This window comes from Imtechella halotolerans (assembly GCF_028743515.2).
Classification (GTDB): Bacteria; Bacteroidota; Bacteroidia; order Flavobacteriales; family Flavobacteriaceae; genus Imtechella; species Imtechella halotolerans.
Map to the genome: position 1 here is coordinate 167,371 of NZ_CP117969.2, position 13,107 is coordinate 180,477.

Genomic DNA, 13,107 nt, shown 5'->3' on the forward strand with positions numbered 1-13,107 from the left:
TGCAGCGCTTTTTTTCTATATTAGGATATTCAACTGAATCTCATGAGTCACCGTATTCAATCTTTTAAGGAATTTTATCCATTTTATTTGACTGAACATCAGAATACAACTAGTCGTGTTCTGCATTTTATAGGAACTTCTTTGTTTTTTATTTTACTGATTGTTGCTATTATTAATAGATGGGGATGGCAGTGGGTTTTTTTACCCATGGCAGGTTATGGTTTTGCCTGGATTGGCCATTTCTTTTTTGAAAAAAATAAACCGGCTACTTTTCAGTACCCGGTTTGGAGTTTATTATCAGATTTTAAGCTTTATTTCGAGATCCTCCTTGGGAAAAAATCATTTAATACGTCAAAAGATCATTAATTAAATTCCGAGGTGAAATGAAGTTTTACATTGGGATACTTTTGTTTATTCATTTCAATGGAAAAAGGTGAATCTGCTAAAAAGACTAATTGTCCTTGTTTGTCTTTAGCCAAAAACTTTTGTTTGACACGTAAAAAATCAAGGTATTCAGGATCTTTTGGATTCGCAGGTTCTTCTACCCAACATGCTTTATACACAGGGAAGTTTTCATAACTACATTTTGCACCATATTCATGTTCTAATCGGTATTGAATTACTTCATATTGTAGTGCTCCAACGGTACCTATGACTTTACGCCCGTTGAGTTCTAGTGTAAATAACTGGGCTACACCTTCGTCCATCAATTGGTCAATACCTTTTTCAAGTTGTTTTGATTTCATTGGGTCCGCGTTATTGATATAACGAAAATGCTCAGGCGAAAAACTTGGAATTCCTTTAAAATTGAGTACCTCTCCTTCAGTAAGTGTATCACCTATTTTAAAGTTCCCGGTATCGTGTAGACCTACAATGTCACCAGCATAGGATATATCTACTATTTCTTTCTTTTCAGCGAAGAAGGCATTCGGGCTTGAGAATTTCAAGTTTTTATTATGACGGACATGCAAATAGGGTTTGTTTCGCTCAAAAGTACCAGACACAATCTTTATAAAGGCAAGACGATCTCTATGCTTGGGGTCCATGTTTGCGTGTATTTTGAAAACAAATCCACTGAATTTATTTTCTGATGGAATTACAAGTCGTTCTTCACTTTGCTTGGGTCTTGGAGAAGGGGCAATATCTATAAAACAGTCCAACAGTTCTCTAACTCCAAAATTGTTTAATGCTGAACCAAAAAATACAGGTTGTAGTTGACCATTGAGATAGGCCTCCCGATCAAATTGTGGATATACCTCATACACCAATTCAAGATTTTCTCTTAATTGTTCGGCAGCTTTGTTTCCTACAATTTTATCTAGTTCTGGGCTGTTTATATCATCAAAAGCGATCAGGTCTTCAATATCTTTACGGCTATCACCACTGAATAAGTTGATATTCTTTTCCCAAATATTGTAAATCCCTTTAAAATCGTAGCCCATTCCGATTGGAAAACTAAGAGGGGTTACAGTGAGGCCAAGTTTCTGCTCGACTTCATCTAATAGATCAAAGGCATCTTTCCCTTCTCGGTCTAATTTGTTGATGAATACGATCATTGGAATGTTCCTCATTCGGCAAACTTCAACTAGTTTTTCTGTTTGCTCTTCAACTCCTTTTGCAACATCAATTACTACAATCACACTGTCAACAGCAGTAAGAGTTCTAAAGGTATCTTCAGCAAAGTCTTTGTGACCTGGGGTATCAAGAATATTAATTTTTTTGTCTTTATAGATAAAAGCCAAAACGGAGGTAGCAACAGAAATACCTCTTTGGCGTTCAATTTCCATAAAGTCTGATGTAGCTCCTTTTTTTATTTTGTTGCTTTTTACAGCTCCAGCCTCTTGTATAGCTCCACCAAAAAGGAGAAGTTTTTCGGTAAGTGTTGTTTTACCGGCATCGGGGTGAGAAATAATCCCGAAAGTGCGTCTTTTTTCGATTTCTTTTAAAAAACTCATTTACAGAAAATTTGTGTGCAAAAATAGTGTTTATGAGTCGTATGCCCACGTGTATTCAAATAAAAAGTGCTTACCATTGGCAAGCACTTTTAAAGTATTGTGTTTTTTTATTAAATAACTTCAGCGCTAAGTCCGGCTTCCAATAGTACACTGCATCTAGGTGCGAGGTCTTCATAGTCCCCAGTTTTAACAGTGCATTGTCCTTTATAGTGGACTAATATGGCGCATTGTTCTGCTTGGATGGCTGTATGGTCACATGCATAGATAAGCATTTCAATAACATGATCAAAAGTGTTTACATCGTCATTGTACAGAACAATTTCATGCTGTTTGTCTACAGCCTCTTCTACGAGTACATCTTCTTGTATTTTCTCTTTTGAGCTCATTATAAGTCTTTTAAGGCTAATTTACATATTTCACTGCTACCCAATGATTTTTTTCCAGATTTTCAACAAACTTTAACGAATGCTCAAGACATTTCTCACTTATTGCAGGAATATCTTCTTTATAAAATCCACTTAAAAGTAACATGCCATTGGGTTGTAGGCATTTTACATAGGTAGGAATGTCTTCCAGTAGTATATTTCGATTAATGTTTGCAATGATTAGATCATAGGATCTCCCCTCTAATAAGGAAGCATCACCCTCTTCAACCGTAATTTGTTTGCAATTATTGCGTTCAACATTCTCTAAAGCATTAAGGTAACACCAGTTGTCAATGTCAATAGCATCAATCGGATGAGCGCCTCTCATTTCGGCTACAATAGCCAAAACTCCAGTTCCACTACCCATATCTAACACCTTTTTATCCTTTAAATCAGTATTCAAAAGATGTTGTATCATCATGTGTGTAGTTTCATGATGACCTGTTCCAAAGCTCATTTTAGGCTCTATGATTACATCAAATTCTGTATTTGGAACTTCATGAAAAGGAGCTCTTACAGTACATCTATTGTCCACTACAATGGGAGTGAAATTTTTTTCCCATTCTTCATTCCAGTTTACCTGCTCAATTTCATTAATTACATAGGAAATGGAGAAATCATTATTTTCCAAGATATATATATCATTTAGGACATCTTCAGTCCATAGTTCCTTTTGAATGTAGGCCAGTAATCCATCTTCTGTTTCAACAAAACTTTCAAATCCTGTCTCTCCGAGTTCTGCCATCAGAATTTCCGTTGCTGGATCTTTTGGAGTAATAGTAAATTGGTATTCAATATAACTTATTGCCATGTGCTATTTTTCTGCAAAGTTACAAATCCCTTTGTAATGGCATTTCAGACGAATCGAATATTTATATTACTTTTGCCATGAAAACAACACAATAATAATACTAAATAATGAAAAAAATAGTAGTACTCTTTTTACTGTTTATTGGGGTTACTTTTGTGCATGCGCAGGAGGATAAAGAAAAAAATAATGATTTAAAGTTATCCACGCTTCCTTATTATAGTTATGGTAGTGGACTAGGTTTAACATCTCCGGATAGTTTATTTCAGCTTAACCTGCGTTTTCGTATGCAAAACAGGTTAACTTTTATAGAAAATGAAGGAGAGGAGGCAGCCTTTGATGGTCAGATTCGTCGTCTACGTTTGCGTTTTGATGGATATGTTGGAGATCCTAAATTTTTATATGCGATTCAACTTTCCTTTTCACCAGGAGATGTGGGAGAGATTCATGATGGAGAAAATATAAATATTATACGTGATGCTGTAGTATTCTACAGACCTAACAAGCGTTGGAATATTAGTTTTGGTCAAACCAAATTACCAGGTAACCGTCAAAGAGTAAATTCTTCTGGTGCTTTACAGCTTACAGACCGTTCTATTAATAATGCGCGCTTTACTATAGATAGAGATTTTGGACTACAGGTTCACAATCTAAATGAATTTAAGGATCGTTTTTCTTATAATTTTAGAGCTGCCATAAGTTCTGGGGAAGGACGAAATTGGACTAAAAATAATAACAATACTGGATTAGCATATACAGGGAAAGTTGAGTTGTTTCCTTTTGGAGCCTTTAAGAGTAATGGTTCTTATTTTGAAGGGGATGTTTTAAGAGAAGAACGTCCAAAATTAATGGTGTCAGCTGCTGGACAGTTCAATCATAAGGCTCGAAGGGCCAGAGGTCAATTAGGTGATGATTTGTATGAAGAGAGAGATTTGAAATCTTTGTTTCTTGATGCGGTTTTGAAATATCAAGGTTTTGCGTTTATGACCGCCTATATGCAAAGAACTACAGATAATCCTTTGACCTATAACCCAGATGACATGTCAGATATAAGATATGCTTATGTCGGGCATGGTTATGATTTTCAAATGAGTTATAATTTCATAAATGATTATGAATTGATCGGGAGATATTCAATTCAAAATTTAGAAAATGAAATTCAGGCGTTTGCTCCGGAGGCTCAGCAGTATAGTTTAGGTGTTACTAAATACATTTGGGAGCATTCTTTTAAACTACAAGCAGAAGTTACGATGGATAAGCTAGATTTTGTCGACGGCTCAACCAAAAATAATTGGTATGCACGTTTTCAAGTTGAAATTGGTATATAAGAGAAGCCCCATTAATGGGGCTTCTTTATGTTTTAATGTTGCCTTAAAGTGCTTTTACAATGGCAATAAAATCTTCTGCAACTAACGAGGCGCCACCTATAAGTCCACCATCTACATCAGGTTGGGAGAAAATTTCTTCTGCATTGTTAGGTTTAACACTTCCTCCATATAGAATAGATACATAATCAGAAATTTTATCCGTGTATTTTTTAGCAATGGTTTCTCTTATAAAGTAGTGCATTTCCTGTGCTTGTTCAGGACTAGCGGTTTCACCTGTTCCAATGGCCCATACAGGTTCATAGGCAAGAATAATATTCTTCCAAGCTTCTGCAGGTAGATGGAAAAGCGCATTTTTAAGTTGATTTTCAACTACTTTAAAATGATTTTCAGATTTTCTATCTGCTAGCTCTTCACCAAAACAGAATATAATAGTCATTTGGTTTTTTAACGCAGAGTCCACCTTTTTCGCCAATAAAGCATCATCCTCTCCAAAGTAGGCTCTTCGCTCAGAGTGTCCTAAAATAACCGTTGATATACCTATGCTTTTAAGCATTTCTGCAGATATTTCACCCGTGTAAGCTCCGTTATCAGCGTAGTGCATATTTTGGGCAACTACCTCAATAGGACTTTGTCGTAGGGCTTCAAATGCAGCAAATAAATTGGTAAATGGCGGAGCTATCATTACTTCTACATCCGTTTTCTTAAGTTTTTTACGTATGCCGGAAATCAATGATTCTGTTTGCGCTAAATCATTATTCATTTTCCAATTACCGGCTACAATTTTTCTTCTCATTTCTTTCAGTTTGGTTGTTTTCAAATTATACAAAATCATCGTACTTGTACTCGGGGATCAAGCCATGCGTAGATGATATCTACAAAGATATTAATAAGTATAAACATGGTGGCAATAATTAATACCGATCCCATTATTATAGGTAAGTCAAGTGTATTGAGAGCATCAACTATTTCTTTCCCTAATCCGTTCCATCCAAAAATATATTCAACAAATACTGCACCCGCAAGCATACTGGCAAACCATCCAGATATAGCAGTAATGACAGGATTAAGTGCGTTTTTTAATGCATGGTTTTTGATAACCTGGTAGGAAGATAAACCTTTTGCTTTGGCAGTGCGGATGTAGTCTTGGCTAAGTACTTCTAGAAGTGAGTTACGCATTAATTGGCTTACTACTGCCAAGGGTCTAATTCCTAAGACAATTGCTGGAAGTAGCAAGTTTTTTAATTGCAGATGAATTCCTTCTCCAAAATCATCCATGGCATATAGACTTCCAGTCATATTTAGATTTGTGTACCGATGAAGTACAAAACCAAAAAGCCAAGCAAAAAGGATAGCGCTAAAGAAAGAAGGAACACTCATGCCTAGTGTGCTTGTTATTTGAATTAATTTGTCTATCCATCGGTCTTTGTATAGGGCAGAAAGAATTCCTAAGGATATACCAATGGTAATGGCAATAAAAATAGCAGCAATGGCAAGTACCATGGTGTTGGGCAGTGTATCTGCAATGACTTCAGTTACTTTCTTTCCGTTTTTCTGAAATGATTCTCTAAGGTAAGGAGTTTTTAACGCCACAGAAAAGGAGGAAGCTTTGATAAGAACCACCCCATTGTATTTCTGAGTATCAAAATAAGTATATCCTTGGGGGGAATTTCCATGAAAGGAAATTGGTGAGATATCATTAAGGTAGTACACATATTGGGTAGACAATGGTTTGTCAAATCCATATTTTTTTTTGATTGCCGCCAGTTGTGCACTATCTTCATTTTGATCAAGCATCATTCGGGCTGGATCACCTGGTAAAACGGTGAAGAGTAGGAAAATGACGGTAGTCACTCCCCATAATGTGAGGAGTGCTTGCCATAATTTACTCAAGAAGTATCGCATTAATTCAAAAATTAGTCTAGAATAAGATCTTCGGCATCATTAAAATGCAATTTTTGCGTGATAACACCTTTCTGTACTTTTACAATTCCAGGATTAGACCTAACAATTGTTTTTAGAGTTGTTTGATCTGTAAAGAAAAATTCAAATCCTAACTTATAGTGCTTAACAAAATCCTGACTTTTATCTATTGAAGCTGTCATTCCAATTACAGTATAACCTTTACTAATTGCTTTGTCTGTGATTGACTTAATGTTTTTAAAACCTTGGTCAGAGGCCTTAGATAGATCATAAGAAACAACCATAAGTAATTTTTCTTCCTTCATAAGGTCTTCTGTGAAGTCCTCTCCTTCCATTTCAATACTAAAATCATGAATAGGAGGTTCGTATCCTTTTTCTAGTTCGACAGTTTCCACAGAAATAAATTCACCATCAACAACTGGATAGTCTCCACCAGTAGTGATTATTTTTTCGTTACCATCCACAATGAATTTCCAATGGTAGTCGTATTTAGGCTTAGGCGCATCTTCAGGTATACTCATACCGTCTGGTATTGAAACACCTGTTTTATAGGCCCTGAAATCTACTGAAGGAAGGTGATTAAGTACATGATTAGCAAACCAGATACTGGCAAGTAAAGCAATACCGGTAATTGTAAGGGGTAATTTACCTGAAAATAGAGGTTTTATATGTTGGACGCCAAAGAACAGTACTAGTATAAAAACTAATAAGACAATGTCTTTGGTAAAGGATTCCCATGGAGTTAGTTTCATTGCATCTCCAAAGCATCCACAATCTGTCACTTTGTTAAAATACGCGGAATAGAATGTAAGAAATGTAAAAAATACGATCATTAATAGAAGACTCCATACTGTAAATTTAGGTTTGTATCCGACCAAAAGCATGATTCCTAACAATACCTCGAAAATGACCACCGCAATTGCGATAGCTAATGCATAGGGGACTAGAAAAGGTAGGTTGAGTACACCCACTTCAAAATATTCTTCCAATTTGAAAGAAAATCCCATAGGGTCATTTAGTTTAATCCAACCACTAATAATGAACAATATGCCTACAATAATTCTGGAAATACCTACAAGTAATCTCATAAATGTTAGTTTTTTTGGTTTTGAGTAGCTTCTTCTATGTGAATAAGTGCAAATACGGCATAATTAATCATATCTTGATAATTTGCATCTATGCCTTCACTTACGATGGTTTTACCCTGATTGTTTTCAATTTGTTTGACACGCAATAGCTTCTGAAGAATTAGATCTGTAAGTGAACTGATTCGCATGTCTCGCCATGCTTCCCCATAATCATGGTTTTTATTTTCCATCAGTGCCTTAGTTTGGGCAATTTTAGTGTCATATAAAACTGTTGCTTGTTCAACATTAAGATCAGGTTGTTCAACAACTCCTTTTTCCAGCTGAATTAAAGCCATAATAGCATAATTAATGATTCCAATAAATTCAGGAGTCTCATCTTCTTCGACCCTTCTAGTTTGGTTTTGTTGCAAGCTTCTTATGCGCTGTGCTTTTATAAAAATCTGATCTGTAAGAGAGGGTAAGCGTAAAATTCTCCATGCACTACCATAGTCAGCCATCTTGTTGATAAAAAGTGCTCTGCAAGTGGCAATGACTTGGTCGTATTGTTTTGATGTTTTCTGCATGTGTTTGGTTCAAATTTGCGTAAATTTCGCTTTAAAATTTAAATATTCAAAGTGCTGAAAGAAAGAATACAGTAGTGAAGGTCTAATATACTTAATTTCAGTAGGAAAACGCATCTTATTTTATGACGATTAATTGTAAGGGAACTTTAGTTGACTTGACCAAACCCAAAGTTATGGGTATTTTAAATGTTACTCCTGATTCTTTTTTTGATGGAGGAAGGTATGCTGACGAGAATAAAATTCTAGAAAGAGTGGCAGGTATGTTGGAGGATGGGGCTACTTTCATTGACCTTGGAGCGTATAGCTCTCGTCCTGGAGCTGATTTTGTTTCAGAAGCGCAAGAGCTTGAGCGAATCGTACCTATAGTAGAATTACTGGTACGCAATTTTCCTGAAATTCTATTGTCTATAGATACCTTTCGAAGTAATGTGGCAAAGGAAACCATTAGTGCAGGGGCAGCTATAATAAACGATATAGCTGCGGGAGGTTTAGATTCAGAAATGATGAAAGTGGTTGGAGCACTCAAAGTGCCCTATATTATGATGCATATGAAAGGAAATCCCAATACTATGCAACAACTTGCCTCGTATTCAGATTTGACACAGGAGGTATTAGAATATTTTTCTCATAAAATTTCTGAAGCACGAAGCTATGGAATTGATGATCTTGTTTTGGATCCAGGATTTGGATTTGCAAAAACTTTAGCACATAATTATGAACTAATGTCCAAGGTTGAATTGCTTCATATGGCTGGGTTGCCTTTGTTAGTAGGTGTTTCTAGGAAGTCTATGGTTTATAAGTTGCTTAATGTTACACCTGCTCAGGCACTTAATGGAACCACGGTTCTTCACACCATTGCACTCCAAAAGGGAGCTCAAATTTTAAGGGTTCATGATGTAAAACAAGCAATGGAGTGTATTGCCATAATCGATCATTTAAATGCTAATAAAAATGAATAGGCTGAATTGGGATTTCAAATTTGATAACATATTAAGTTCATGAAAAAAGACATATTTAAATTAGGAATAGTTGTAGTGATTGTGTTATTTACGTCATGTCAAAAACGTATGGTTCAATTACCTCAGGTAGTAGAAGTAGAGACTGTATCTCTAACAGATATTTCTCCTATTTACATTTTTTATAATGAAAAGGCTCCGAATGATGTGGAGGTAAATAGAAAAAATTTGATTTCGACTACCCATTGGATATTTCATGTGGATAAGCGTAATGGGCTGGAGCAGGCAGGGGAGGCTATTGAAAAGTTGCAATTGAAAAAACAAAATCAAAAAGCGCATAAAAATGAAGCCTCACAAAACTATTTTTCTGTGTCTGATAGTATTCATAAGGAGCTGGCTTTTGTTAATTTCACTGAATGGCCTTTTAGAGTAATTCAGGAGGAAGCCCTTGATACAATTCCTCTTACCAGTAGTAATAAACTTATTTTTGGAAAAGACAAAAGAGTATGGGTTAACGATTATGAGATTAGTTATGATACTTTTGATGAGCATATGGATAGACTTTTGGCAAATGAATTAGTCCGTGATCAGGAGTGGCTTTTAGTCTTCCATGGTGATCAATCTTTTCAAGAATTTATGGCCTATTTTACGCATATTAAACAGCATCAATTGAAACCTTTTAAGGTAATCCATGTACTGCGAGAGGACAATTAAGACGAATTTGTTACTTTTACTTAAAAACCTGAACAGTTGAAGTTTTTTGATTTTTTAGAATTTACACTTATAGACCTTATAGATATAGTACTAGTGGCTTTGCTATTGTATTATGTGTATAAATTGGTTAAAGGCACTGTGGCTATCAATATATTTATTGGTATTGTAATTATCTATATTATTTGGAAAATTACTGAAGCACTTCAGATGGAGCTATTAAGTAATATTCTTGGGAAATTTATTGGAGTAGGGGTATTTGCCCTTATTGTAGTGTTTCAACAAGAAATTCGTAAGTTTTTGTTGATGCTTGGATCTACAAATTTAGCTTCTAAAAGGAATTTTTTAAAATATTTTAAATTTAACAAAAGAGAACAGTTTGGAACAGAGCTGGATGTAGAAGCTGTTGTTTCTGCATGCGAAAAAATGGCACAGTCTAAGACTGGAGCCATTATTGTTTTCGAAAGAAATAATCCTTTAGATTTTGTTAAGGCCACTGGAGATGCTATGAACATCGAAGTGACTCAGCCTATAATTGAGAGTATATTTTATAAAAATAGCCCTCTTCATGATGGGGCTATCATCGTAGATGGCAATTACATAGTTGCTACTAGAGTAATTTTGCCAGTGAGTAATGAAAATACCATCCCTTTACGTTTCGGGTTACGTCATCGTGCAGCGGTCGCTATTACAGAAAAAACAGATGCATTAGCTCTGGTAGTTTCTGAAGAAACGGGACAAATGTCATATATTAAGAATGGTGAATTCAAACTGTTTAAAAGCAGGGAGGAATTAGTAACCATGCTGACTTCTGATTTGGTCTGATTTAAATGGTTGCATCCTCTGCCAAGAATTGGACCTCATATAGGTTTCTATAGTATCCTTTATCTATTGTTAGTAATTCATCATGAGTTCCTTCTTCTACAATAGTTCCAGAATCCATAACAATAATTTTGGATGCCTTTTTAACTGTAGCCAATCTGTGAGCAATTACAATTGATGTACGACCCTCTGTGATTTTCTGAGTCGCTCGTTGAATAAGTTGCTCTGAATACGTATCAACAGAAGAAGTCGCTTCATCTAAAATTAATATACTTGGATTACTTACATAAGCCCTTAAAAAGGCGATGAGTTGTCTTTGTCCTGAAGAAAGCATCGTCCCTCGTTCTTTTACATTGTAATGGTAACCACCAGGAAGACTCATGATGAATTCATGAATTCCAATTTCTTTGGCTGCCTCAATTACATGATCTTCTGTTATATCTGGGTTTTTGAGAGTAATGTTGTGATAAATAGTGTCGGCAAAAAGGAAAACATCCTGAAGTACAACTGCTATGTGGCTTCGTAAAGAAGGAAGCGTATATTCTCGGATGTCAATGTTATCAATGCAAATACTACCATCCTGAATTTCGTAAAATCGATTCAATAGATTAATTATGGTGGATTTTCCAGCTCCTGTGGCACCTACAATTGCGACTGTTTCCCCAGCTTTTACATCAAACGAAATACCATGTAATACTTCTTCGTTTTCAATGTATCCAAAATGAACTTTTTTAAATGAAAGATCACCATTCATGGTAGTTGCTTCAATGGATCCTTTATCTTCTATTGAACTTTGAGTGTCCAATATATTGAATACCCTATTGGCGGCTACCATCCCCATTTGAAGAGTGTTAAATTTATCAGCTATTTGACGTAGTGGTCTAAATAGCATTTGTGACATTTGAATAAACATGAATATGGTTCCAAGTTCTACAGAACCATCACTTACAGCTTGAAGCCCTCCGTACCATACTATAAGACCGATGGTAATGGATGAAGTTATTTCAGCAATAGGAAAGAAAATTGAATTGTACCAAACCGTTTTTAACCAGGCTTGTTCGTGCTTTTTGTTTATCTTTTTAAAATTGTCGTATTCCGTTTCTTCTCTTGTAAAGAGTTGGACGATTTTCATTCCAGTAACTCTTTCTTGAACAAATGAGTTCAGGTTGGCTACCTGTAGACGTACTTCGGTAAAAGCAACTTTCATAGCTTGTTGAAACAAGCGTGTCGCATAAAGGATAATCGGGAGTACAGCAAAAACAATCAATGCTAATTTCCAGTTAAATAGTAGCATGGCAATCATGACTGCCAGCATTTTAAGAAGATCACTAACAATTTCAAAAAAGCCAGAACTAAATATTTCTGCAATTCGCTCCATATCGCTTACCGTACGTGTAACTAGTAGACCTACTGAAGAATTATCGTAATACTTCATTTTAAATCTGAGCATATGAGCAAACAACTTTTTGCGAATATCTCTTACAATGGATTGTCCTATCCAATTAGCGTAATACAAAAAATATAATTGCGAAATCACTTCTCCAAGCAGGATACCTGCCATAATTAGGGAAAAGGTTAGTAATCCCTGATAGTCTTTAGTGATGATATAGTCATCAACGGTAAGTTTTAGTAGGTAAGGCCTTGCTACGGATAACAAAGACAACAAGATAGCTACAAACGCCACGCTTACAAACGTCAGGCGGTAAGGGCGTGTGTATTTCATCAGCCTTTTGAAAAGCTGCGTGTCAAACGATTTGGAGGTGGTTTGGCTCATAAGTTTCTAAAGACAGTTGACGGATATATAACTTTGGTTAAATATAGTGCATGTGCGGGAACTGAAACACCAGCCTTGCTTCTATTTTTACTTTCTATAATAGTTTTAACGTTTTCAATGCTAGATTTGCCTAGTCCTACTTCTAGTAGAGTTCCTACAATAGCTCTTACCATATTTCGTAAAAAACGATCTGCAGTTATAGTGAATACTAGTTTTTCATCCATTAAAGTCCATTGGGCGTGACTAATGTCGCAGAGATACGTTTTAACATCGGTATTTGATTTAGAGAAGCACTGAAAGTCATTGTATGAAAAAAGTACTTCAGCTGCTTTGTTCATGGCTTCAATATCTAATGGTAAATTTATGTAGTAAGCATACTCATTTAGAAATGGAGATTTCTTTTGGGTAAGCCAATATTCATACGTTCGTTGGGTGGCATCAAAACGAGCGTGAGAATCCTCTTTAACTGGGTGTATACCTGTGATTGCAATATCGTATGGTAGGTATGAATTGAGCTTGTGTACAAGGTTAGAATCAACCTTTTGTTGTATGTCAAAATGGGCAAACATTTGTTTGGCGTGAACACCAGCATCAGTGCGACCTGCCCCTATTAGTTCAATGGGGGTGCGTAACATCATGCTAAGTGCTTTTTCAAGTACTTCTTGAACAGAAATAGCATTGGGTTGATATTGCCAACCGTGATAGTGTTTTCCGTTATATGAAAACTCTAAAAAATATCTCAAGAGAATCGGTATTT

General features: G+C 35.7%; 14 protein-coding genes. 5 read left to right on the top strand and 9 right to left on the bottom strand.

Annotation, left to right across the window (positions count from 1 at the left end):
• Positions 1–42 precede the first annotated feature (42 nt).
• A complete protein-coding gene (locus PT603_RS00835; protein WP_008238244.1) occupies positions 43–366 on the top strand; it encodes an Mpo1-like protein in 324 nt (107 codons plus the stop codon).
• Here the strand turns inward: PT603_RS00835 and PT603_RS00840 are convergent.
• From PT603_RS00840 to prmA, 3 genes are all read right to left on the bottom strand, one after another.
• Positions 363–1,955 (bottom strand): peptide chain release factor 3, encoded by a 1,593-nt coding sequence (locus PT603_RS00840; protein ID WP_008238242.1) that lies wholly within the window; start codon positions 1,953–1,955, stop codon positions 363–365. The two genes, PT603_RS00835 and PT603_RS00840, sit on opposite strands and share 4 nt — an antisense overlap.
• Before the next feature lie 110 nt (positions 1,956–2,065).
• Positions 2,066–2,341, bottom strand: a complete 276-nt coding sequence (locus PT603_RS00845) for an ATP-dependent Clp protease adaptor ClpS (protein WP_008238240.1) — start codon at positions 2,339–2,341, stop codon at positions 2,066–2,068.
• Positions 2,342–2,357: 16 nt separating this feature from the next.
• Positions 2,358–3,191 carry a 50S ribosomal protein L11 methyltransferase gene (gene prmA / locus PT603_RS00850; RefSeq protein WP_008238238.1) on the bottom strand — a complete coding sequence of 278 codons (834 nt, stop codon included), beginning with the start codon at positions 3,189–3,191 and terminating at the stop codon, positions 2,358–2,360.
• 107 nt (positions 3,192–3,298) lie between these two features.
• Between prmA and PT603_RS00855 the strand changes: the two genes are divergently transcribed.
• The gene (locus PT603_RS00855) at positions 3,299–4,516 is read left to right on the top strand and encodes a porin (protein ID WP_008238236.1); all 1,218 of its coding nucleotides are present in this window, start codon (positions 3,299–3,301) and stop codon (positions 4,514–4,516) included.
• Positions 4,517–4,559: 43 nt separating this feature from the next.
• Here the strand turns inward: PT603_RS00855 and tpiA are convergent, their stop codons facing one another.
• From tpiA to PT603_RS00875, 4 genes are read right to left on the bottom strand one after another with little or no spacing between them, the layout of a single operon-like run.
• On the bottom strand, positions 4,560–5,309 hold the full coding sequence (tpiA, locus tag PT603_RS00860) for a triose-phosphate isomerase (protein WP_274237618.1): 750 nt from the start codon (positions 5,307–5,309) through the stop codon (positions 4,560–4,562).
• Between the two features lie 35 nt (positions 5,310–5,344).
• Positions 5,345–6,418 (bottom strand): ABC transporter permease, encoded by a 1,074-nt coding sequence (locus tag PT603_RS00865; RefSeq protein ID WP_040488627.1) that lies wholly within the window; start codon positions 6,416–6,418, stop codon positions 5,345–5,347.
• An 11-nt stretch (positions 6,419–6,429) separates the two neighbouring features.
• A complete protein-coding gene (locus PT603_RS00870) occupies positions 6,430–7,524 on the bottom strand; it encodes a BT_3928 family protein (protein ID WP_008238231.1) in 1,095 nt (364 codons plus the stop codon).
• A gap of 5 nt (positions 7,525–7,529) precedes the next feature.
• Positions 7,530–8,087: a DUF1599 domain-containing protein gene (locus PT603_RS00875; protein ID WP_008238229.1), complete on the bottom strand. Its 558-nt coding sequence runs from the start codon at positions 8,085–8,087 to the stop codon at positions 7,530–7,532.
• Positions 8,088–8,209: 122 nt separating this feature from the next.
• Between PT603_RS00875 and folP the strand changes: the two genes are divergently transcribed.
• From folP to cdaA, 3 genes are read left to right on the top strand one after another with little or no spacing between them, the layout of a single operon-like run.
• On the top strand, positions 8,210–9,046 hold the full coding sequence (gene folP, locus PT603_RS00880; protein WP_040488626.1) for a dihydropteroate synthase: 837 nt from the start codon (positions 8,210–8,212) through the stop codon (positions 9,044–9,046).
• Between the two features lie 39 nt (positions 9,047–9,085).
• Positions 9,086–9,757: a hypothetical protein gene (locus PT603_RS00885; RefSeq protein ID WP_008238226.1), complete on the top strand. Its 672-nt coding sequence runs from the start codon at positions 9,086–9,088 to the stop codon at positions 9,755–9,757.
• 36 nt (positions 9,758–9,793) lie between these two features.
• The gene (cdaA, locus tag PT603_RS00890) at positions 9,794–10,579 is read left to right on the top strand and encodes a diadenylate cyclase CdaA (RefSeq protein ID WP_008238225.1); all 786 of its coding nucleotides are present in this window, start codon (positions 9,794–9,796) and stop codon (positions 10,577–10,579) included.
• Position 10,580: 1 nt separating this feature from the next.
• On the opposite strand, the gene PT603_RS00895 is transcribed toward cdaA, so the two are convergent.
• Positions 10,581–12,350, bottom strand: coding sequence for an ABC transporter ATP-binding protein (locus PT603_RS00895; protein WP_008238224.1), 1,770 nt, complete (start codon positions 12,348–12,350; stop codon positions 10,581–10,583).
• Positions 12,347–13,093, bottom strand: a complete 747-nt coding sequence (gene truA, locus PT603_RS00900) for a tRNA pseudouridine(38-40) synthase TruA (protein ID WP_040488625.1) — start codon at positions 13,091–13,093, stop codon at positions 12,347–12,349. The genes PT603_RS00895 and truA overlap by 4 nt, the downstream gene beginning before the upstream one ends.
• Positions 13,094–13,107 lie beyond the last annotated feature (14 nt).